This window comes from Nitratireductor sp. ZSWI3, assembly GCF_024655565.1.
Taxonomy (GTDB): Bacteria; Pseudomonadota; Alphaproteobacteria; order Rhizobiales; family Rhizobiaceae; genus Nitratireductor.
Map to the genome: position 1 here is coordinate 33,191 of NZ_JANKOF010000027.1, position 19,470 is coordinate 52,660.

The following is a 19,470-nucleotide window of genomic DNA, read 5'->3' on the forward strand; positions in this document are numbered from 1 at the left end:
AATCCTGAACAAAAAATAGTTCAAGCATGAACAAAAAACAAGACCTCCCCTGGGACAATCCGCGTTTTCGCACCTGGATCGCCGTGGCCCGTGCCGAGAAGGCGATCGTGCGGGCGCTGAGCAAGTCTCTGGAACCGCTTGGCCTGAAGATCGCCCAGCTCGACATGCTGATGAATCTCTACCGGCATCCCGGCCAGTCGCAGCACGATCTCGCGCGCCGGCTTCTGGTCGCCCGGTCCAACATCACGATGTTGCTGCCGCAGATGGAGGCGCAGGGCCTGGTGCGGCGCGAAAGCGATGCTTCGGACAAGCGCGTGCTGCGCCTCTATCTCACCACCGAGGGCGAGGCACGGTTGATGAGGGCACTCGCGGTCTACACCCAGCTCATCGACAGGGTGATGGCCCAGTCGACGCCCGCGCAATGCGAGGCGATGGGCGAGCAGATGCGCCGCATCAGCGAGGCGCTGACGGAGGAAGAGCCGGCGGCACCCGTAGATAAGAACGCGGCGACGCGCCCAGCATCCGCTTGAACATGGTGGTGAAGGCGGCGACGCTTTCATAGCCGAGATCCAGCGCGACATTGGTGACCGATTCGCCGTCGGTCAGGCGCGGCAGTGCGGCGAAAAGGCTTGCCTGCTGTCGCCAGAGGGAGAGGCTGACGCCCGTCTCCTGTTGGAATTTGCGCGTGAAGGTGCGCCGGCTCATGCCGAGTTCCCTCGCCCAGGCGTCGATCGTGACCCTGCTCGACGGCGCGGCGAGGAACCTGCGGCACAGTCCCACAAGCCGCTTGTCCACTGGAAACGGCAGGCCAAGCGGCAGCGCCGGCAACCGCGGAATCTCGTGCAGGATCAGATTGTAGAGCAGCGCGTTGCGGCCGGTCGGCCGCGACTCGTGCGGCAGTTGGACCACCTCCTCCAGCAGGCTGCGCATCAGCGCCGTCATGCTGATGACGCGTAGTGCCGTGGGCAATCCCTCGATCGCCTCCGGCAGCACATAGACCGACTGCAGGCGCACGTCGGCGAGCATCTCCACCGCATGCTCGACCCCGGCCGGAATCCAGATCGCGTGACCGGCCGGAACCAGCCAGTGGCCGAACACCGTCCGCACCAGCACCACGCCGCTGCGCGCATGAAGAAGTTGCGAGCGACTGTGGCGATGCGGGGAGACACTGAAACCGGTGGACTGGATGATCTCGCCCACCACGAGAGTCCCCTTGGCGCGTTCGAGCCAGGCACGCCTCTGCTCTTCAGCCTGCAGGAACCAGCGGCTGTTCAACAGATCTTCCTGTTTCTCATCGTCCAAGATTTTTGGCCCACTCTCGAAATAACTCGACCAAATCACTGAAGAAGGTCAATTGCAAGACGCGTATAACCGCGCAGCCGCTGCAGATCGCGGCTCATTCCGGAGCATTCCCGTGACCGACACTCCAGCCGATCAGGTTTCCACGCAGGCAGAAAAGACGGCCTTCGCCGTTCTCCTCGCCGTCAGCTTCTGCCATATGCTGAACGACATCATGCAATCGATGCTCTCAGCGATCTATCCGATGCTGAAGAGCAATTACGGCCTCGATTTCTGGCAGATCGGCTTGCTCACCATGGCGTTCCAGGTGACGGCATCCCTGCTCCAGCCGGCGATCGGCCTCGTCACCGACAAACGGCCGATGCCTTATTCGCTCTCGGTCGGCATGGGATCGACCTTTGTCGGCCTGCTGCTGCTCGCCACCGCCAGCCACTATGTCGTGCTGGTGATCGGCGCGATGTTCGTCGGCCTCGGTTCGGCGATCTTCCATCCCGAATCCTCGCGCGTCGCCCGCCTTGCCTCCGGCGGCCGCTACGGATTTGCCCAGGCCGTCTTTCAGGTCGGCGGCAATGTCGGATCGGCGGTCGGGCCGCTGCTTGCCGCCTTCATCGTAATGCCGAAGGGACAGGGCAGCGTCGGCTGGTTCTCGTTCGCCGCGCTGCTCGGCATGCTCGTCCTGTGGCGGGTGGGGACCTGGTATAGCCGCTATCGCATCCGCACGGCATCGCGCCCGTCAGTCGCCGGATCCCTCACCCTACCCCGCGGGCGCATCGCGGTCGCTCTGGCCGTCCTCATCACCCTGGTCATCGCCAAGAACGTCTATATGGCCGGCATTTCCAGCTACTACACGTTCTTTCTGATCGAGAAATTCGGGCTCTCCGTCCAGCAATCGCAGATCCTGCTCTTCATCTTCCTCGGCTCCGTGGCGGCGGGCACCGTGCTGGGAGGGCTGATCGGCGATCGCATCGGCTCGAAAACCGTGATCTGGTTCTCGATCCTGGGTGTCCTGCCCTTCACCCTCGCCCTGCCCTATGCGGACCTCTTCTGGACGCCGGTGCTGACCATCGCGATCGGTCTCATACTCGCATCCGCCTTCCCGCAGATCGTCGTCCTCGCCCAGGAGCTTCTGCCAGGCCGCGTCGGCATGGTCGCCGGCATGTTCTTCGGCTTCGCCTTCGGCGCCGGCGGCCTCGGCGCCGCCGCGCTCGGCATCCTCGCCGACCGGCACGGCATCGAGTTCGTCTACAACATCTGTTCCTTCCTCCCCCTGCTCGGGCTGTTGACAGTGTTCCTGCCCGACCTGAAAAAGACAGGCTGAGCGATCTGGAGCGGGACGAGAAAAAGTGTGAAGCGGTTTTCCGCCCGCATCCCACTTCAATTTATTGAAGCCGATCGCGATGATTCCGCACTGGCTCAGTCCAAAATCGCGATCTGGAACAGGAGACCGGAATGAAAGTCAGGCGGATCGTCAGCAATGTCGCAACCGACGACACCGCGGCGGCGCGCCGCTTCTACGGCGACGTGCTCGGCCTCGAGGTGCGGATGGATCACGGCTGGATCGTCACCTACGGATCGAGCGAGGAGATGCGCGTCCAGGTCAGCTTCGCCAGCGAAGGCGGATCGGCAACGCCGGTCCCGGACCTCTCCATAGAGGTCGACGACCTCGACGAGGCGCTCGACCGGGTGAAGGCAGCCGGTTTCCCGATCGAATACGGTCCTGCCGATGAACCGTGGGGCGTCCGACGCTTCTACACGCGCGATCCGTTCGGCCGGCTGGTGAACATCCTCATCCACATGTGAGCGCGGCTCACCACATGGATTTTCGCGCCCGCTCCGGCCACTCCCGGTCGTAGGCATCGCCGTCGATCCGCTCGCGGCTCGTCGCCTGCAGGATCTGTCCCGGCGTCGGAAGCGTTTTGGGATCGACGTGCTTCTCGGCGTTCCACAGATCCGACCGCACGATGGCGCGGGCGCACTGGAAATAGACCTCTTCGACCGACAGGACGACGACGCAGCGCGGCGCGGCCTCGTCGACGGCAAACGAGGCGCAGAGCTGCGGATCGATGGAGAGCTTCGCCCGGCCGTTGACCCGCAGCGTCGTTCCCGAGCCGGGAATGAGAAAGAGCAAGGCGACGCGATCGTCGCGCACGATGTTGCGCAGCGAATCCGTCCGATTGTTGCCGCGCCGGTCGGGCATCAGCAGCGTCTTGTCATCGTGGATGCGCACGAAGCCCGGTCGATCGCCGCGCGGCGAGCAGTCGATCCCCTCCGGCCCGATGGTCGCCAGGGCCACGAACGGAGACGCCTCGATCAGGGCTGCGTATTCGGGAATGACACGCTCGGTCACCTTGACGAGCGATGCTTCGCCCGGCCGCCCGTAAAGGGCCTCGAGCGCCTCCAGCGAGGTGATCAGATTGCCGGTGTCCTCAAATGTCACGGCTCAATCCCTTTTCCTGCAATTCGACCAGATAAGCCTGCCACTTCTTGTCCTTTTCCGTGACAAGCTCATGAAGGTAGGGCCAGGTGAAGATCCCGCTCTGGTGGCCGTCGCTGAACACGATCTTCACCGCATAGTGTCCCACCGGCTCGACCTGCGCGATGGTGACGTGCCGCTTTCCGGGCACGGTGACGCGCTGTTCGGGCGAGTGGCCCTGCACTTCCGCGGACGGCGACAAAACGCGCAGCATCTCCGCCGGGAGCTCTACGGGATCCGCATCCGCAAAGCGGACGGTCATGGTGGCGCGATCCTTGGAGATGCGCAGTTCCTTGGGAGGTTTCATATTGGGCACCGTCTTTCGGCGTGTATCACTAAAGCATTTCGCCATCGGCTGGAAAGTCCCGCTACACGGCGACGACCGCCCGGGCATCCGAAAGCCGGACCGATTCGAGCGGATTGCTCTTCGGGCACCTGCAATGCTAGCCTGCCGCCTTGAACTGCCGCCCGAAACAACGACATATCAGGAACGACGCCGAGGACGGCAGGGAGAACCAGGCTTCCATGATCCAGCAGAGCACCATGATCGACCCTTTCGGCCGCAGCATCGACTATCTGCGGGTGTCCGTGACAGATCGCTGCGATTTCCGCTGCGTCTACTGCATGGCGGAGGACATGACGTTCCTGCCCAAGCGCGACCTGCTGAGCCTGGAAGAGCTCGACCGCCTCTGCACCGTCTTCATCGAAAAGGGCGTGAAGCGGTTGCGGCTGACCGGCGGCGAGCCGCTGGTGCGCAAGAACATCATGCATCTGGTCCGGCAGTTGTCCCGCCACCTGAAATCCGGCGCGCTGCAGGAACTGACGCTGACCAGCAACGGTTCGCAGCTCGAGCGCTTCGCGGGCGAACTCGCCGATTGCGGCGTCCGCCGCATCAACGTGTCGATCGACACCCTCGATCCCGACAAGTTCCACGCCATCACCCGCTGGGGCCATCTCGACAAGGTCATGCGCGGCATCGAGGCGGCCGAGGCCGCCGGCCTGCACGTCAAGCTCAACACCGTCGCGCTGAAGGGTTTCAACGAGAACGAGATTCCGGACATGCTGCGCTGGGCGCACGGCCGCGGCATGGACATGACCGTCATCGAGACCATGCCCATGGGCGAGATCGATGCCGATCGCACCGATCAGTATCTGCCCCTGTCGCTGCTGCGCGCCCAACTGGAACGGGAATTCACCCTCACCGATATCCCGTTCAAGACCGGTGGTCCGGCGCGCTATGTGGAGGTGACAGAGACCGGCGGCCGGCTGGGCTTCATCACCCCGATGACGCATAATTTCTGCGAAAGCTGCAACCGCGTGCGCATCACCTGCACGGGCACGCTCTATATGTGCCTCGGCCAGGAGGATTCGGCTGATCTGCGTGCCGCGTTGCGCGCCTCGGAAGGCAACGAATTGCTCGCCGGCGCCATCGACGATGCCATTTTGCGCAAGCCGAAAGGGCATGACTTCGTCATCGACCGCCACACCAGGCGCCCGTCGGTCTCACGCCACATGAGCGTGACCGGCGGCTGATGTCGTCGCGGCCTTCGGCCAACACTATTTCACCGCTGGTCCGATTGCCAAACCGTATGGGCATCCCTAGCCTCGGCTGATTCATCAGCCTTGGGGGCCCCGTGTCCGCTTCTTCCAACCTGCGCGGCGCGCTTTTCATGTCCGTTGCGATGGCCGGTTTCACCATCAACGACGCCATGACCAAGCTCGTCGGTTCCTCCATGAATATCGGGCAGATGATGCTGATCCGTGGTGTCATGGCAACGCTGCTGATCGGCCTCCTGGCCTGGCGCTGGGGCGCGCTCGCAAGGCCGCGGCTGATCTGGCACCCGATGATCGCCCTGCGGGTCCTGGGCGAAGCCGGTGCCACGGTCTGCTTTCTCGCCGCCCTCGTCCAGATTCCGATCGCCAACATCGCCGCCGTCCTTCAGGTCCTGCCGCTCACCGTGACCATGGGGGCGGCGCTCTTCCTGGCCGAGCCGGTCGGCTGGCGCCGGTGGAGCGCCATCCTCGTCGGCTTCGTGGGCATCCTGATCATCATCAGGCCGGGCTTCGAGGGCTTCAACGCCTATGCGCTCTATGGTCTCGCGGCCGTCGCCTTCGCCACCATGCGCGACCTTGCCACCCGCCTCATCCCGGACAACGTCCCGACACCGCTGATCTCGACGGTGACCGCCGCCACGGTCACGCTCGCCGGCGCCGCGCTCGTCGTGCCGTATGGCGGCTGGTCCCCGGTCGACGCGACATCCTTCGCCCTGCTGGTCGCGGCCTCGGTCTGCATCGTCGTCGGATACCACTTCATCATCCTGTCGCTGCGCCTCGGCCAGCTCTCCTTCATAGCGCCCTTCCGCTACACCTCGCTCCTGTGGTCCCTCGCCCTCGGTTTCCTCCTTTTCGCGGACCGGCCGGACCTGCCGATGATCGTCGGCGCGACGATGGTCGTCTGCTCGGGCCTCTACACGCTCTACCGCGAGCGAATCGGCGGCAAGATCACCCCGGCGGCCAAGAGCACCGGACCAAGCATGGCGCCGGAAGGCACGTGAACCCGAGGGTCCGCCGGAGCGGGCGGCTCGCGATTTGACTTTGCGCCCGATAAACGGTTTCTGATCCGGCAATCACTTCAGGACGAAATGGCAAGATCGACAGCCCGGCGGAACACGCCTCCCCATATCCTGACCCTGGTCATCGCCACTGCGACGGGCGCAGTGTCGATGAATCTGTTTTTGCCCTCCCTGCCCGGCATGGCAGCCTATTTCAACGCCGACTACGCCGTCGTGCAGCTTGCGGTGTCGCTGTATCTGGCGGCGACGGCCGTCCTGCAGCTCGGCATCGGTCCCGCATCGGACCGTTTCGGGCGGCGGCCGGTCATGCTCTCCTGTTTCGCGATCTTCATCGCCAGCACCTTTGCGGCGCTGTTCGCGCCGAACATCACCATCTTTCTCGTCTGCCGCGTCCTTCAGGCCTTCGCCGCGGCCGGCATGGTGCTGTCGCGCGCCATCGTCCGCGATACGGTCGGCGCCGATGAGGCCGCCAGCCGCATCGGCTACATCACCATGGGCATGACGCTGGCGCCAATGATCGGGCCGTTCGTCGGCGGCATTCTCGACGAGCTCTACGGGTGGAAAGCGGCCTTCTATCTGATCCTCGCCTTCGGCCTCGTCTCGTTCACGGTCGTCTATCTCGATCTCGGCGAAACCAACCAGAGGCGCACGTCGAGCATCGCCGCGCAGCTCACCAACTATCCGGAGCTGTTTCGCGCACGCCGCTTCTGGGGATACACCGCAACGGCGGCTATGGCCTCCGGTGCCTTTTTCGCCTTTCTCGGCGGCGGCCCCTATGTGGCGACGCAGATGCTCGATCTTTCGCCCTCCGAATACGGCCTCTATTTCGTGCTCATCTCGATCGGCTACATGTTCGGCAACTTCCTGTCGGGCCGCTATTCGCGGCGCATCGGCATCAATCCCATGATGCTGATGGGCAACGTGATCGCATCGATGGGGCTCATCCTTTCCCTCGTCCTTTTTTGGGTCGGCTATTATCATCCCCTGTCCCTGTTCGGCCCCTCGCTCTTCGTCGGTGTCGGCAACGGCATGACGATGCCCAACGCCAATGCCGGCCTGGTCAGCGTCCGGCCGCATCTGGCCGGCTCCGCCTCGGGGCTCGGCGGCGCCTTGCAGATCGGCGGCGGCGCTGCCCTGTCGGTTGTGGCCGGCGCGTTGCTGTCGCCGCAATCGGGGCCCTATCCGCTGGTCTGGGTGATGCTGATCTCCTCGCTTCTTGCGATTGTCGCCTCGCTCTACGTGGTGCATGTTGCCCGCAAGGCAGGCGATATCTGAGAATGGGAACGATGGCGCATCCGGTCGCCGGCGTGATTCTGGCAGGAGGAACCGCCTCCCGCATGGGCGGCGGAGACAAGGGGCTCCTTACGATCGGCGGCCGAACGCTGCTTCAACGGGTCATCGACCGACTCTCCCCGCAGGTCGAAGCCATGGTGCTCAACGCCAATGGCGACCCTCGCCGGTTCAGCGCCGCGGGGCTGGACGTCGTCGCCGACCCTCTGCCGGAGCCGGTCGGCCCGCTGGGCGGCATTCTGGCGGGGATGCGGTGGGCTTCGGCCCGGCACCCCGGCCTGCACCATATCGTTACCGTCGCCGCCGACACGCCGTTCTTCCCCGGCGACCTCGTCGCCCGCCTGTGGAGGGCGCAGGTGAAGGCGACGGACATCGTTCTGGCCCGCTCGCTCGGCCGCGTGCATCCCGTGTTCGGCCTCTGGCCGACGGACCTTGCCGCCGATCTGGAGCTCTACATCATGAACGGCGGCAACCGGCGCCTGCAAGCCTATGCAGGCGAGCGGCATGCCGTGATTCTGGCGGACTTTCCCGCCGGGCCCGCCGCGGACCCGTTCTTCAACATCAACACGCCGGACGATCTGAAGCAGGTCCGGGACAGGATCGAAGGCAAGGAGCGATGAGCAACCCTGTTTTTGGCATCGTCGGCTGGAAGAATTCCGGCAAGACCACCCTGACCGCCGGCCTCGTTTTGGAACTGACGAGCCGGGGATTGCGGGTTGCGACGCTGAAGCACGCCCACCACGCATTCGACATCGATCACGAGGGCACCGATTCCTTTCGCCACCGCGCAGCCGGGGCCGTGGAGGTCGCTATCGTTTCGAGCCGGCGCTGGGCCATCATTCATGAGTTGAACGACGAAGACGAGCCGTCTCTCGAAGCCATGCTGGAGCGTCTTTCGCCCTGCGACCTGGTGCTGGTGGAAGGCTTCAAGCGGGCGCCGCATCCGAAGATCGAGTGCAGGCGCACCGCCGCCAGGGACAAGGGCTTTCTCGCTCCGGACGACCCTTCGGTGGTGGCGATAGCCGCCGATCACGAAACCGACAGCGGCGACCTCCCGTGGTTTGCGCTCGACGACGTGAAGGCCATTGCGGATTTCATCGTCTCCCGCAATGGTCTGCTGAAGGGCGCTCAGTAGCCGTTCGCTGCATGGGAGCATCACCTTTTGCAGTTGCAATTGCGCGCGGAACGATGGGAATATCCGGTTTCGCGTTCGCCCCGAGGGAACCTTTCGGCGGTGGCAAACAATAAATGAGAGGAACTGGAATGCGTATTTCAAGGCGTATTGCGCTCGCGGTGCCGGCTGCGGCCCTGGCCCTTGCCATGGGAGCGGCAAATGCTCAGGACACGATGAAGCTCAAGATCGGCACCGAGGGCGCCTACCCGCCCTTCAACAATCTGACCTCGGACGGCTCGCTCGAAGGCTTCGACATCGACATCGCCAAAGCGCTTTGCGAAGAGATGAAGGCCGACTGCGAATTCGTCACGCAGGATTGGGACGGAATCATCCCGGCGCTGCAGGCCGGAAAATTCGACGCCATCATCGCCTCCATGTCGATCACGGAAGACCGCTTGAAGGAGGTCGACTTCACCGACAAATACTACAACACGCCGCCGGCCGTCGTCGCGCCGAACGACACCGACATCGAGGGTGTGACCAAGGAGGATCTGGCCGGCAAGACGATCGGCGCCCAGGGCTCGACAACGCATTCGACCTATGCGGAAACCCACTTTTCCGACAGCGACGTCAAGCTCTACCCGACGGCCGAGGAATACAAGCTCGACCTCATCAACGGGCGCCTCGACGCGGTGATCGACGATGTCGTCGTCCTGGAGGAATTCCTGAAGAGCGACGAGGGTGCCTGCTGCAAGGTGGTCGGTACGCTCACGCCGGTGGAGGAGATCTACGGCCCCGGCATCGGCATCGCCGTCCGCAAGGGCGAGGACGATCTGCGCGAGAAGCTCAACGCCGCCATCAAGGCCATTCGTGATAATGGAAAGTACAAGGAAATCAACGACAAGTACTTTTCGTTCGACGTCTACGGCGGGTAGACCACGATCATCGCGATCTGAGGACGAGATCCTGTCTTGATTGCGACACGGCACAGGCGGCAGGCATGTCCGGCCGCCTGTGTTGCAAGAGGGCTCGCCGACAATTCTGGCAGACCGGTTGAAGAACCGCGGGCCAACTGCCGGAAAAATATGCAGAATCGGGCCAACAGGGGATCTTTGAAACATGGAGAGGGTCTTCACCCTTCTGAGCTTCGGGCCCGAGGGCTGGAGCGACGACATCGCGGCAGGCGTGCTGGTCACGGTGTCCCTGGCGCTTGCCACGCTGCCGCTCGGTCTGGTGGTCGGGTTCCTCGTAGCGCTCGGCAAACGGTCGAACGACCGCCTGCTTCGGATCGCCGCGAACATCTACACCACACTGTTTCGCGGGCTTCCCGAACTGCTCACGCTGTTCCTGGTCTTCTACGGCGCGCAGATCGGCCTGCAGAAGCTGGTGCATCTGTTCGATCCCCGCGCCAACATCGAGATCAACGCCTTCATCGCCGGCATGGTCGCGCTGGGCGCGGTGTTCTCGTCCTACGCCAGCGAGGTTTTTCTGGCCGCCTTCCGCGCCATTCCGCAGGGACAATATGAAGGCAGTTTCGCGGTCGGCCTCTCCCGGTTGCAGACGATGCGGCTCATCATCCTGCCTCAATTGGTGCGTCTTGCCCTGCCCGGCCTCTCCAATCTCTGGCTGATCCTGCTGAAGGACACGGCTCTCGTCTCGGTCATCGGCCTCGCCGACACGCTGCGCCAGGCTGGCATTGCCGCGCGCGTGACCAAGGAAGCCTTCCTCTTCTTCGGAATCGCCTGTCTCATCTATTTGGCCCTTGCCATGCTCTCCTCGGTCGCGCTCGGCGCAATCGAGCGCTGGGCCGAGCGCAGCGAGGTGTCGCGATGAGTGCGGACCGAACCGCCGCCCTGCCGCGCCCGCCGGCGGAGAAGAAGCGTTGGACGCACCAGCGCACCGTCGGCCTCGTCCTGCTGTGCCTGTGGGCCGCTCTGGGCCTGGCGGTGCTGTTCTTCATGATCCAGGCCTGGGACCCGGCGATCTTCAGCCGTTATGCGCCGCGATACATGTCCGGCCTGTGGACCACGATAAGGCTGGTCGTTCTGTCGGTCGTCCTCGGCGCCCTGCTGTCGATCCCTGTCGCCTATGCGCGGATGTCGAAGAACCATGTCCTTTCCTCGCTGGCCTACGCCTATGTCTACTTCTTCCGTGGAACGCCGCTGCTGGCGCAGACCTTCCTGGTGTATTACGGGCTCGGCTCGTTCCGTCCCGAGTTGCAGGCGATCGGTCTTTGGACCTTCTTTCGCGAAGCCTGGTATTGCGCCGTCTTCGCCTTCACGCTGAACACCGCCGCCTATCAGGCGGAGATCCTGCGCGGCGCCATCGAAAGCGTCAGGCGCGGGCAATGGGAGGCGGCGGCGGCGCTCGGACTGTCGAAGCTGCAGACCCTGCGCAAGATCATCGTGCCCCAGGCGATGATCGTCGCCCTTCGTCCCTACGGCAACGAAATCATTCTGATGATCAAGGGGTCCGCGATCGTCGCCATCATCACAGTCTATGACCTGATGGGCGAGACGCGGCGGGCTTATTCACAGACTTTCGATTTCCAGACTTACATCTGGGCGGCGCTGATCTATCTTGTCATCGTCGAGCTGTTGCGCAACCTGATCGACTGGATCGAAGGGCGCATCACGCGGCATCTGAAGCGCTGATTTCGCGCAGGCCGCAAACGCAACCCGCAAGAGGAGGATTGTTGGACCGGATGGCAGACGTTGCATTCATCGGGCTCGGCGTCATGGGATATCCGATGGCCGCTCACCTGCAGAACAAGGGCGGCCACAGGGTCACCGTCTACAACCGCACCGCGGCAAAAGCCGAGAAGTGGGTGGCCGAACACGGCGGTTCGAACGCTGCGACACCGATGGAGGCGGCGAAGGACAAGGATTTCGTCTTCGCCTGCGTCGGCAACGACGATGACCTGCGCTCGGTAACCCTCGGTGCCGAGGGCGCCTTCCAGAGCATGAAAGCGGGCGCCGTCTTCATCGACAACACGACGGCCTCGGCCGAAGTGGCCCGCGACCTGGCTCGGGAGGCCGAAAAGCGCGGCCTCGCCTTTCTCGACGCGCCGGTCTCCGGCGGCCAGGCCGGCGCGGAAAACGGCGTGCTGACGGTCATGTGCGGCGGCACGCAGGAGACCTTCGACCGGGCCGAGCCGGTGATCGCCTCCTATGCCCGCATGGTCGGCCTCATGGGGCCCGCCGGAGCCGGCCAGCTCACCAAGATGATCAACCAGATCTGCATCGCCGGCCTGGTGCAGGGTCTCGCCGAAGGCATCCATTTCGGGCGCCAGGCCGGGCTCGACATCGAAAAGGTGGTCGACGTCATTTCAAAGGGCGCCGCCGGATCCTGGCAGATGGAGAACCGCCACAAGACCATGGCCGCCGGAAAATACGACTTCGGCTTCGCGGTCGACTGGATGCGCAAGGATCTCGGCATCTGCCTCGCTGAGGCGAACCGCAACGGCGCCAGCCTGCCGGTGACGGCCCTTGTGGATCAGTTCTACAAGGACGTTCAGTCCATGGGCGGCAGCCGCTGGGACACCTCGTCCCTGCTCGCCCGGCTCGAGAAGTGACGCTTTAGAGCGGTTCAGGTTTTGACGGAAGCGCTCGGTCGAATGCGTGGTTTCGGCTCGGCTTCGGCGCGCGGCACACCCCCCTCTGGCCTGCCGGCCATCTCCCCCTCAAGGGGGGAGATCAGCAGGCAGCACCGTGTCGCATCCCGTGCAACGTTGGACGGTTGGTCAAAGTCCTTGCGGCCGTCCAATCTCCCCCCTTGAGGGGGAGATGGCCGGCAGGGCAGAGGGGGGTGCGATAGGCGCCCGATGCTTCAAGCAAAAGATGAAAAGCTCTAGGAAAAAGTCCCAGCCCTCGCGACGGCGCTGTGCGTCTCTTCGGACGCACAGTTCCCTATGCCGAAGCGTTCGACGTCTCCTTGTCGAGCACCAGATAATCCAGAGGCAACTCGGTCGTATATTTGATCTGCTCCATGGCGAAGGTCGAGGAGACGTCGCGGATCTCGATCTTGCTGATCAGCTTCTTGTAGAACGCATCATAGGCGGCGATGTCCGGAACGACGACGCGCAGCAGGTAGTCGACATCGCCGCTCATGCGGTAAAACTCCACCACCTCCGGAAACTGCTGGATCACCTCCGAAAAGCGCTTCAGCCATTCGTGGCTGTGCATGTTGGTCCGGATCGAGACGAACACGTTCACCTTGGCGTTGACCTTCTCCGGATCGAGAACGGCGACGCGCCTGCGAATGACGCCTTCCTCCTCGAGCTTTTGAATCCGTCTCCAGCACGGCGTCGTCGAAAGCCCGACTTTCTTTGCGACATCGGCCACCGCAAGGGTCGAATTTTCCTGCAACAGGCGTAGGATCTTACGGTCGAGGCGGTCCATCACAGTCTCCGAGAAAAATGATTTCCCAAATTGGCAGCGAGTACGCTCCGAAACAAGAAAATATTTGCTACAAACACCGCGGTGTGAGTTGAATTTCCTCATATTTTGCTGAGATGCCATCGGATTTCCTCGCGCAGGACCGGCAGCAGGTCCCGCTCGAACCACGGATTGCGCTTCAGCCACCCGGTGTTTCGCCAGGAGGGATGCGGCAGCGGCAGAACCCGCGGGTGGAGGTCCCGGTCGAGCAGCCGGCGCCAGTCGCGCACGGTCTCCGTCAGCGTCGTCCGACGATCCGCTCCCAGATGCCAGGCCTGCGCGTACTGGCCGATCACCAGCACCAGTTCGATCTGCGGCATCCGTGCCAGGAGTTGGTCCCGCCATGCCGGAGCGCATTCACGGCGCGGCGGAAGATCGCCTCCCTTCGCGTCAAGTCCCGGAAAGCAGAAGCCCATCGGCACGATTGCGAAACACGCGGGATCGTAAAAGGTCGCCCGGTCGACCTTCAACCAGTCACGCAACCGGTCACCGGAGCGGTCGTCGAACGGCAGCCCCGAGGCGTGAACCCGTGTGCCCGGCGCCTGCCCGGCGATCAGCACGCGCGCCGTCGGCGAGCCGACCACGACCGGGCGCGGCTCGTGCGGCAACGGTCTGCCCCGGGGTTCCTCGACGCAGATGCGGCAGGCACGGATCTCCGCCAGAAGATCGTTCAGTTGCTCGCTCACCGGCTTTCCATCATGCCTTTGCGCTCGCCCGCGAAGAGACCGCCTGATACCAGCGCGTCAGATGATCGAGGCCGTCGGGGACGACCAGCCGCGCCGGCTTCATGAAGTCGATGCTGACCAGCCCCGTGATGTCCGCGATCGTGTACTCGTCGCCAGCGACGAAGGGGCGGTCGGCCAGATGCTGGTCGAGCAGTTCGAGGAACTCCAGGACCTTCGGCTTGTTGGCTTCGCCCCATTCGGCCACCTGCGGCACTTCCCACTCCTTCATGGCCGGGTGCAGATGGCGGAACACCTGGGCGACCGGCAGGAAGAGATGCATTTCGAGGCGCCGCTGCCACATCTCCACCGTGGCCGCTCCCAACGCTCCTCTTCCGAGCAGAGCGGGCTCCGGCTGCAACATCTCGAAATAACGGCAGATGGCCACGGTTTCCGTGAGGATGGTGCCGTCGTCGAGTTCGAGGACCGGCAGCCGCTGCAGGGGATTGAGTTTCGTCAGCGTTTCGGACCTGTGTCCCATCGCCCCCATGTCCACTGGCACCAGGGGAACCTCGATCCCCTTCTCGGCCAGGAAGATGCGGACCCGGCGGGGATTCGGCGCGCGGCCTCCATCGTAAAGCTTCATCGACGTCTCCTCATTCCGGCCTCCCGAGGAGGCGCTTTGCAAAACTCAGAATGCGCTCCAGCAGGCCGCTCTCGACCGTTTCGGGATCGCCGCCATGGCTCGCCCGCCAGTCGCGCGGCGCATCGAATTCCCCGTCCCAGATGCCACGCCGAGCACGGCGCGCCTCGGCCTCCGCCGCCCCGTAGTCGCCATAGGCGACGGCCCAGCCGCCGGCAACCAGCGCCTCGCCGAGATCTTTGCCGTTGACGCTGCACCGCGCCAGCAGGCGGTCGTAGCGGTCGTGCTCGTGGCCTTCGCATTTCACCTCCCCTGCCCCGATCAGCCCGCGCAGCACATTGCGCGCTTCCCGCCCGCAGGAATACGTCACGCCACGCCTGCTGCAGGTCTGCTGGAATTCCGGTGCATCGAGCCCCAGCAGGCGGATGCGAACGCCCGACAGCGTCAGGGTATCACCGTCGTTCACGGTCACGGCACCGGACAGGCTGCGCGTGTTCAGCCGCTGAAGACGATCCACCGCGACGGCGAGCACGCCGATCACGCACAGGGCGAACAGAATGTCGCCCGCCCGCCCGAAGCGGCTGCGCGAACGCGCCCGGTAGCGACGGCGTCCTCTCATGGGCTGAAGGGTCTCTTAATCATTCCAGGATAGCGTGGCCGGCGAATAGCGGGAATTCAACTCGGGTGATGGTGCCGGAACCTTCAACAACGGCCGACAAATTCATTGTGGACCGCACCAAGCCGCATCGCAACAGCAATGTCGGCCGCGCGGTACAGCGCACGCGCGACCGCCTTTCCGCACAAGCCGGCACATGCGATTTCAACCGCGACACGCTGCAGATGCACGCCCGCGCCGTGCTCCACAACGCGGCCGCCCTTCCCGTCCTGGTGCTTCTCCTGTGCCTTGCCGGCTTCAACCTCGGCATGGGCGAGCACGTTGCGGCATGGGCGTTCACCGCGGTCCTGGGTTACACGCCGCTTTATCTCTTTGCGCGCCGCCTCAGCCGGCAGCCACGCGACGAGATCGATGCGGCGCGCACCCAGCAGCTGTTCTTCCTTGCGCATTTCCTCAGCGGTCTGGGCTGGGCCTATCTGGTCGCATTGCGCTGCGAAGCCTGCGGAGCGGGTCAGATCCAAGTTTTCCAGGGTGCGGTGCTGCTCATCGTCATCGCCGCCACGGCGATGATGGCGGCATCGCTGGGCGGTGCTGTGGTGGCCGCATTTGCGCTTCCCGTCTTTTTTTTCGCCTATGAAGCCGCCGGCCAGTCGACTCCGGCAGGCACGACGATGGCGGTTCTTCTTTCGCTTTCCCTGCCGTTCTTCGCCTACGTCGCCCATCACCGCAACCGGGCCGCGCTCACGCTGCTCTCCCTGCGCAGCGAAAAAGACGCGCTGATCGGCGAGTTGGAGACGGCGAAAGCCATGTCCGACGAGGCCCGGCGCCGGGCTGAGGAAGCCAATCTGGCCAAGTCGCGCTTCCTCGCCTCCATGAGCCACGAGCTCAGAACCCCGCTCAACGCCATCCTCGGCTTTTCGGAAGTGATGGCCAATCAGGTTCTCGGCCCCCTGGAGAACACCACCTACAAGGACTACGCCAACGACATCCATGTCTCGGGCCGGCATCTTCTCGACCTGATCAACGAGATTCTCGACCTCTCCCGCATCGAGGCCGGGCGCTATCCGTTGAACGAGGAGCCCCTGCTCCTGGCGCCGGTGGTGGAGGATTGCTGCAAGCTGGTCGAACTCAAGACGCAGGCGAAGAACATCCGCCTCGTCCTGCAGATCGAGCAGACGCTGCAGCAGCTACTTGCAGACGAGCGCGCTGTTCGCCAGATCGTCCTCAACCTTCTGTCGAACGCGGTGAAATTCACCCCGAGCGGCGGAGAAATCCGCATCCGCGTCGGCTGGACGGCCGGCGGCGGTCAGTACATCGCCATCAAGGACAACGGGCCCGGCATCCCGGAGGATGAACTGCCGGTGGTGCTCGCCGCGTTCGGCCAGGGCTCCATCGCGATCAAGAGCGCGGAGGAAGGCACCGGGCTCGGGCTGCCCATCGTCCAGGGCCTCACGCAATTGCATGACGGCGTCTTCGAGCTGAGATCGAAACTGCGCGCCGGCACGGAAGCCATCGTCGCCTTCCCGCGGTCCCGCGTGGCGGAAGCCCCCCGCACGACGCGCAAAAGAAAAGTCTCCTCCGCCGGTAGCCGCTGATCAGGAAAGGCGGCGGGCGATCTCGGCGACGCCGCCCGCCAGGACGGCCGCGGATTTGACCACGCCGGCGGCCATCGCGGCGCCGCATCCCCCGCCCTCGGCGAGCCCGAGCGCCAGAAGCGGTTCCAGATGGAGCCGCGCCGCGACCTCCACCGCCACGGGATGGTCGGCGCCGGAAAGGACGCAATGGGCGATGGCGGTCGGCCTCAACCGATGCAGCACGGCAGCGGCGGCCAGCGCCGGCAGGCCATCGAGAATCACCGGCATCTGCTGCATGCGGGCGGCCACGATCGCGCCGGTGAGCGCTGCGATGTCGCGACCGCCGAGCCGGCGAAGCACCTCGAGCGGATCGTGCAGATGCCCCTCGTGAGCCGTCACGGCGCGTTCCACCACGTCGAGAGCATCGCGCGGCATGCCGTCACTCGCGACCTCAAGCAGCGCCGTCAGCACCGCCAGGGCCGCCACATCGGCCTGCTCGCCAAGCGAGCCGAGGCACAGGAGGTCGCCGCCTTCGGCGGTGGCCTCCATGCCGAAGGCGATGGTCGCCGCACAGGCCCGTTCGTCGAGAGCCGGCTCGCGGGTGATGTCGCCGGAGGGCAGATCGAGGGCGAGGTCGAAGACGTTCAGGGAAAGATCGTTGGCGACGCACAGATGCGAGACGGCCGCAGCGCCCGCCGCAACGGCATCGACGCGCCGGCGCTGGTCGGCGAGCACGTCCCGGCCCGCAAAGGAAAAACCGTGCGTGGCGGCATAAAGGGCGACGCCGGCTTTGCCGATCAGCGGCGGCACCCGCTCGCGTGTCGCGGCAAGCCACAGGGCGAGCCCCTTCATCCGCCCGAGTTCCTCACCGGCATAGCCTGCCCCGGCGAAGGCATCCTCCATCGCCGAAGCGGCCGCGCGATCGGGCTCGCTGATCTGCTGCAACAGGCTGCGCACGTCGTCGAAAGGCATTCCGGAAACGGTCATGGGAAATCCACCCGATTGGAGACGGCAACGGCATAGCCGCCGAGACAGCCCAACGCAATGGCGCAAGCGCCTATACCAAGGGAGGTGGCTCTTGCACGTGGGCGTCGAATGTCCCATGTCAGAGCAAACGGCTGGACGATTGATGACGGAAATCGACTCCCCTTGCATCCTGGTCTGCTCGATCGACCTTAACACCGGCTATTGCTTCGGCTGCGGCAGGACGCGCGCCGAAATCGCTTCCTGGATCGGCATGACCAAGGCCGAGCGCCGCGCGGTGATGGAGGCACTGCCGGCCCGATTGGAGACCGTCGAGCGTCGCCCGCGGCGCGAGACGAAGCGCGCGCGCCTCGCCCGCCTGCGCGCCGAGGGCCGATAGCATGCGGCTGTTCTGGATCATCATGGCGATCATGGGCGGCGGGCTGCTCCTGCTCATCGCCAACAATGACGCGGGATCGGTTTTCGGTATCGAAAACAACATATTCGCCGGAGCTCTTTATCTCGGGCTCTGGGCCGCGGTCATCCTCGTTGGAATAGCCACGTCGGGCATGCGCCTCGGCGAGGTCGCCCGCTCGTTCGCCTTCTGGGTGCTGCTCCTGCTCGTCCTGGTGGCCGGTTATCAATACCGTTACGAATTGCAGGACGTGGCAAGCCGCGTCACGGCGGGCCTGGTTCCCGGCAGCCCGATCTCGGTCGGCGACGGATCAACTGGAACCCGCGTTCTCGTGGGACGCTCCTCGAGCGGCCATTTCGAGGTGATGGTCGACATCGAGGACCGGCCCCTGCGCATGCTGATCGACACGGGCGCCAGCGGCATCGTCCTGTCCGCCGAGGACGCGCGCCGCATCGGCTTCGACCCGGCAACGCTCGATTTCCGCATCCCCGTTTCCACCGCGAACGGCATCACGATGGTGGCGCGGGCTCGCGCCGCCGAAATCAGGGTGGGCGCGATCGTCCGCCGCGACATGCCGCTTCACATCGCCCAGCCCGGACAGCTCGGTCAGAGCCTGCTCGGCATGAGCTTCATCAACACCTTATCCGGGTTCGAGCTCAGCGGTGACAGCATCGTGCTACGGGATTGAGTGCCGATCGGCGCCCGGGCCGAAGCCCGGGCACCGTCGCGTTCACTTGTAGACCGGCATGCGGTCCCTTGTGACGCGCGGGGGGCGCTCAGTGTGGATGCGGGTCTCGATCTCGAGCCGATAGCGGCCACCGAGGCTGCGCCATTCCTCCTCTAACTGCCGGCGCAGCAGGCCGAGGCGCTTCCTTGCCAGGCTCTTGCTGCCGCCGGCCTCCGCATAGGCGAGTCTCAGCACCGACGGCTCCTTGTCGAGCAGCGCCAGCACCTGGCCGAGCCGCGCCTGCCATTCCGGCCGGAGCGCCGCGCTTCCTCCCTCGAACGCCGCCGCCGTCAGGTCGAGCCGCACCACGCGCCCGAGCGCCGCCGCGAAGGCGAACTCCGACGCCTTGCCCGCCGTCAGCCGCACCACGCGCGGGTTCTCGCTCGTCAAGCGATAGCCGGACGGCAGCGAGCGCGGGTCGAGCTTCAGGATGTAGTTGGTGCCGATGCGCTGGTCCGGCAGCTCCGCGCAGGCCACATGGAAGCGCCCGTGCTGGTCCGAGGTGACGAGCAGCCCCTTCACCGTCGCCACCCGCACGCCCGCCAGCCCAGGCTCGCCCGCATCCTGGTAGCCGTTGCGGTTCTTGTCGTCGAACACCTTGCCCAGAATGTCGCCGCAGTCGAAGACGGCTTCCACCACCACCTCCACCACCGCGCTCGCCACCCGCGAGACCACCTCGCCGGCC

The 19,470-nt window shown here is 64.7% G+C and carries 23 protein-coding genes and 1 pseudogene; 15 read left to right on the top strand and 9 right to left on the bottom strand.

Features of this window, described 5'->3' with window-relative positions; genetic code table 11:
- The first annotated feature begins 26 nt into the window (after positions 1-26).
- Complete coding sequence (locus tag NUU27_RS10915; protein ID WP_257762128.1) at positions 27-530, top strand: MarR family winged helix-turn-helix transcriptional regulator; 504 nt, start codon at positions 27-29, stop codon at positions 528-530.
- Here the strand turns inward: NUU27_RS10915 and NUU27_RS10920 are convergent.
- Complete coding sequence (locus tag NUU27_RS10920) at positions 454-1,278, bottom strand: helix-turn-helix domain-containing protein (protein ID WP_374566452.1); 825 nt, start codon at positions 1,276-1,278, stop codon at positions 454-456. The genes NUU27_RS10915 and NUU27_RS10920 overlap by 77 nt on opposite strands.
- Positions 1,279-1,414: 136 nt before the next feature.
- Between NUU27_RS10920 and NUU27_RS10925 the strand changes: the two genes are divergently transcribed.
- Positions 1,415-2,617 carry an MFS transporter gene (locus NUU27_RS10925; protein WP_257762130.1) on the top strand — a complete coding sequence of 401 codons (1,203 nt, stop codon included), beginning with the start codon at positions 1,415-1,417 and terminating at the stop codon, positions 2,615-2,617.
- 131 nt (positions 2,618-2,748) lie between these two features.
- A complete protein-coding gene (locus NUU27_RS10930; protein WP_257762131.1) occupies positions 2,749-3,099 on the top strand; it encodes a VOC family protein in 351 nt (116 codons plus the stop codon).
- A gap of 7 nt (positions 3,100-3,106) precedes the next feature.
- On the opposite strand, the gene NUU27_RS10935 is transcribed toward NUU27_RS10930, so the two are convergent.
- Both NUU27_RS10935 and NUU27_RS10940 read right to left on the bottom strand, forming a co-directional pair.
- On the bottom strand, positions 3,107-3,736 hold the full coding sequence (locus NUU27_RS10935) for a pyridoxamine 5'-phosphate oxidase family protein (RefSeq protein WP_257762132.1): 630 nt from the start codon (positions 3,734-3,736) through the stop codon (positions 3,107-3,109).
- Complete coding sequence (locus NUU27_RS10940) at positions 3,726-4,079, bottom strand: DUF971 domain-containing protein (protein ID WP_257762133.1); 354 nt, start codon at positions 4,077-4,079, stop codon at positions 3,726-3,728. The genes NUU27_RS10935 and NUU27_RS10940 overlap by 11 nt, the downstream gene beginning before the upstream one ends.
- Positions 4,080-4,297: 218 nt before the next feature.
- On the opposite strand from NUU27_RS10940, the gene moaA reads away from it, so the two are divergent.
- From moaA to NUU27_RS10985, 9 genes are all read left to right on the top strand, one after another.
- Positions 4,298-5,305, top strand: coding sequence for a GTP 3',8-cyclase MoaA (gene moaA / locus NUU27_RS10945; protein ID WP_257762134.1), 1,008 nt, complete (start codon positions 4,298-4,300; stop codon positions 5,303-5,305).
- Between the two features lie 101 nt (positions 5,306-5,406).
- Positions 5,407-6,327, top strand: coding sequence for a DMT family transporter (locus NUU27_RS10950; protein WP_257762135.1), 921 nt, complete (start codon positions 5,407-5,409; stop codon positions 6,325-6,327).
- A gap of 87 nt (positions 6,328-6,414) precedes the next feature.
- The gene (locus NUU27_RS10955; protein ID WP_257762136.1) at positions 6,415-7,620 is read left to right on the top strand and encodes a multidrug effflux MFS transporter; all 1,206 of its coding nucleotides are present in this window, start codon (positions 6,415-6,417) and stop codon (positions 7,618-7,620) included.
- An 11-nt stretch (positions 7,621-7,631) separates the two neighbouring features.
- Complete coding sequence (gene mobA, locus NUU27_RS10960; RefSeq protein ID WP_257762137.1) at positions 7,632-8,255, top strand: molybdenum cofactor guanylyltransferase MobA; 624 nt, start codon at positions 7,632-7,634, stop codon at positions 8,253-8,255.
- Entirely contained in the window at positions 8,252-8,770 is a 519-nt protein-coding gene (gene mobB, locus NUU27_RS10965; RefSeq protein WP_257762138.1) for a molybdopterin-guanine dinucleotide biosynthesis protein B, read from the top strand. Before mobA ends, mobB begins: the two co-directional genes overlap by 4 nt.
- Positions 8,771-8,898: 128 nt before the next feature.
- Positions 8,899-9,684, top strand: a complete 786-nt coding sequence (locus tag NUU27_RS10970) for an ABC transporter substrate-binding protein (RefSeq protein ID WP_257762139.1) — start codon at positions 8,899-8,901, stop codon at positions 9,682-9,684.
- A gap of 184 nt (positions 9,685-9,868) precedes the next feature.
- The gene (locus NUU27_RS10975) at positions 9,869-10,582 is read left to right on the top strand and encodes an ABC transporter permease (RefSeq protein ID WP_257762140.1); all 714 of its coding nucleotides are present in this window, start codon (positions 9,869-9,871) and stop codon (positions 10,580-10,582) included.
- Positions 10,579-11,403: an ABC transporter permease gene (locus NUU27_RS10980; RefSeq protein WP_257762141.1), complete on the top strand. Its 825-nt coding sequence runs from the start codon at positions 10,579-10,581 to the stop codon at positions 11,401-11,403. The genes NUU27_RS10975 and NUU27_RS10980 overlap by 4 nt, the downstream gene beginning before the upstream one ends.
- A 50-nt stretch (positions 11,404-11,453) precedes the next feature.
- Positions 11,454-12,323: an NAD(P)-dependent oxidoreductase gene (locus NUU27_RS10985; protein WP_257762142.1), complete on the top strand. Its 870-nt coding sequence runs from the start codon at positions 11,454-11,456 to the stop codon at positions 12,321-12,323.
- Between the two features lie 334 nt (positions 12,324-12,657).
- Here NUU27_RS10985 and NUU27_RS10990 read toward each other — a convergent pair whose 3' ends face one another.
- The 4 genes from NUU27_RS10990 to NUU27_RS11005 all read right to left on the bottom strand — a co-directional run bounded on the left by NUU27_RS10990 (position 12,658) and on the right by NUU27_RS11005 (position 15,109).
- The gene (locus tag NUU27_RS10990; RefSeq protein ID WP_257762143.1) at positions 12,658-13,149 is read right to left on the bottom strand and encodes an Lrp/AsnC family transcriptional regulator; all 492 of its coding nucleotides are present in this window, start codon (positions 13,147-13,149) and stop codon (positions 12,658-12,660) included.
- Between the two features lie 98 nt (positions 13,150-13,247).
- Positions 13,248-13,871 (bottom strand): uracil-DNA glycosylase family protein, encoded by a 624-nt coding sequence (locus NUU27_RS10995; protein ID WP_257762144.1) that lies wholly within the window; start codon positions 13,869-13,871, stop codon positions 13,248-13,250.
- Between the two features lie 10 nt (positions 13,872-13,881).
- Positions 13,882-14,493 (bottom strand): glutathione S-transferase, encoded by a 612-nt coding sequence (locus NUU27_RS11000; protein ID WP_257762145.1) that lies wholly within the window; start codon positions 14,491-14,493, stop codon positions 13,882-13,884.
- 10 nt (positions 14,494-14,503) lie between these two features.
- Positions 14,504-15,109 (bottom strand): thermonuclease family protein, encoded by a 606-nt coding sequence (locus NUU27_RS11005; protein ID WP_257762146.1) that lies wholly within the window; start codon positions 15,107-15,109, stop codon positions 14,504-14,506.
- A gap of 68 nt (positions 15,110-15,177) precedes the next feature.
- Between NUU27_RS11005 and NUU27_RS11010 the strand changes: the two genes are divergently transcribed.
- Positions 15,178-16,701 carry a HAMP domain-containing sensor histidine kinase gene (locus NUU27_RS11010; protein ID WP_257762147.1) on the top strand — a complete coding sequence of 508 codons (1,524 nt, stop codon included), beginning with the start codon at positions 15,178-15,180 and terminating at the stop codon, positions 16,699-16,701.
- Here NUU27_RS11010 and NUU27_RS11015 read toward each other — a convergent pair whose 3' ends face one another.
- Positions 16,702-17,667 (bottom strand): nicotinate-nucleotide--dimethylbenzimidazole phosphoribosyltransferase, encoded by a 966-nt coding sequence (locus NUU27_RS11015; protein ID WP_257762148.1) that lies wholly within the window; start codon positions 17,665-17,667, stop codon positions 16,702-16,704.
- Positions 17,668-17,809: 142 nt separating this feature from the next.
- On the opposite strand from NUU27_RS11015, the gene NUU27_RS11020 reads away from it, so the two are divergent.
- Positions 17,810-18,043 carry a DUF1289 domain-containing protein gene (locus NUU27_RS11020; protein WP_257762149.1) on the top strand — a complete coding sequence of 78 codons (234 nt, stop codon included), beginning with the start codon at positions 17,810-17,812 and terminating at the stop codon, positions 18,041-18,043.
- 1 nt (position 18,044) lies between these two features.
- Positions 18,045-18,746 carry a TIGR02281 family clan AA aspartic protease gene (locus NUU27_RS11025; RefSeq protein WP_257762150.1) on the top strand — a complete coding sequence of 234 codons (702 nt, stop codon included), beginning with the start codon at positions 18,045-18,047 and terminating at the stop codon, positions 18,744-18,746.
- 42 nt (positions 18,747-18,788) lie between these two features.
- Here NUU27_RS11025 and NUU27_RS11030 read toward each other — a convergent pair.
- A pseudogene (locus tag NUU27_RS11030) lies at positions 18,789-19,470 on the bottom strand (hypothetical protein); the annotation flags it as partial.

Coding starts and splice junctions, on each gene's coding strand:
- NUU27_RS10980 (WP_257762141.1), top strand. CDS start 10,579: ATGAGTGCGGACCGAACCGCCGCCCTGCCGCGCCCGCCGGCGGAGAAG.
- mobA (WP_257762137.1), top strand. CDS start 7,632: ATGGCGCATCCGGTCGCCGGCGTGATTCTGGCAGGAGGAACCGCCTCC.
- NUU27_RS11000 (WP_257762145.1), bottom strand. CDS start 14,493: ATGAAGCTTTACGATGGAGGCCGCGCGCCGAATCCCCGCCGGGTCCGC.
- NUU27_RS11020 (WP_257762149.1), top strand. CDS start 17,810: ATGACGGAAATCGACTCCCCTTGCATCCTGGTCTGCTCGATCGACCTT.
- NUU27_RS10915 (WP_257762128.1), top strand. CDS start 27: ATGAACAAAAAACAAGACCTCCCCTGGGACAATCCGCGTTTTCGCACC.
- NUU27_RS11005 (WP_257762146.1), bottom strand. CDS start 15,109: ATGAGAGGACGCCGTCGCTACCGGGCGCGTTCGCGCAGCCGCTTCGGG.
- mobB (WP_257762138.1), top strand. CDS start 8,252: ATGAGCAACCCTGTTTTTGGCATCGTCGGCTGGAAGAATTCCGGCAAG.
- NUU27_RS10930 (WP_257762131.1), top strand. CDS start 2,749: ATGAAAGTCAGGCGGATCGTCAGCAATGTCGCAACCGACGACACCGCG.
- NUU27_RS11015 (WP_257762148.1), bottom strand. CDS start 17,667: ATGACCGTTTCCGGAATGCCTTTCGACGACGTGCGCAGCCTGTTGCAG.
- NUU27_RS11010 (WP_257762147.1), top strand. CDS start 15,178: ATGGTGCCGGAACCTTCAACAACGGCCGACAAATTCATTGTGGACCGC.
- NUU27_RS10940 (WP_257762133.1), bottom strand. CDS start 4,079: ATGAAACCTCCCAAGGAACTGCGCATCTCCAAGGATCGCGCCACCATG.
- NUU27_RS11025 (WP_257762150.1), top strand. CDS start 18,045: ATGCGGCTGTTCTGGATCATCATGGCGATCATGGGCGGCGGGCTGCTC.
- NUU27_RS10970 (WP_257762139.1), top strand. CDS start 8,899: ATGCGTATTTCAAGGCGTATTGCGCTCGCGGTGCCGGCTGCGGCCCTG.
- NUU27_RS10975 (WP_257762140.1), top strand. CDS start 9,869: ATGGAGAGGGTCTTCACCCTTCTGAGCTTCGGGCCCGAGGGCTGGAGC.
- NUU27_RS10990 (WP_257762143.1), bottom strand. CDS start 13,149: ATGGACCGCCTCGACCGTAAGATCCTACGCCTGTTGCAGGAAAATTCG.
- NUU27_RS10955 (WP_257762136.1), top strand. CDS start 6,415: ATGGCAAGATCGACAGCCCGGCGGAACACGCCTCCCCATATCCTGACC.
- moaA (WP_257762134.1), top strand. CDS start 4,298: ATGATCCAGCAGAGCACCATGATCGACCCTTTCGGCCGCAGCATCGAC.
- NUU27_RS10985 (WP_257762142.1), top strand. CDS start 11,454: ATGGCAGACGTTGCATTCATCGGGCTCGGCGTCATGGGATATCCGATG.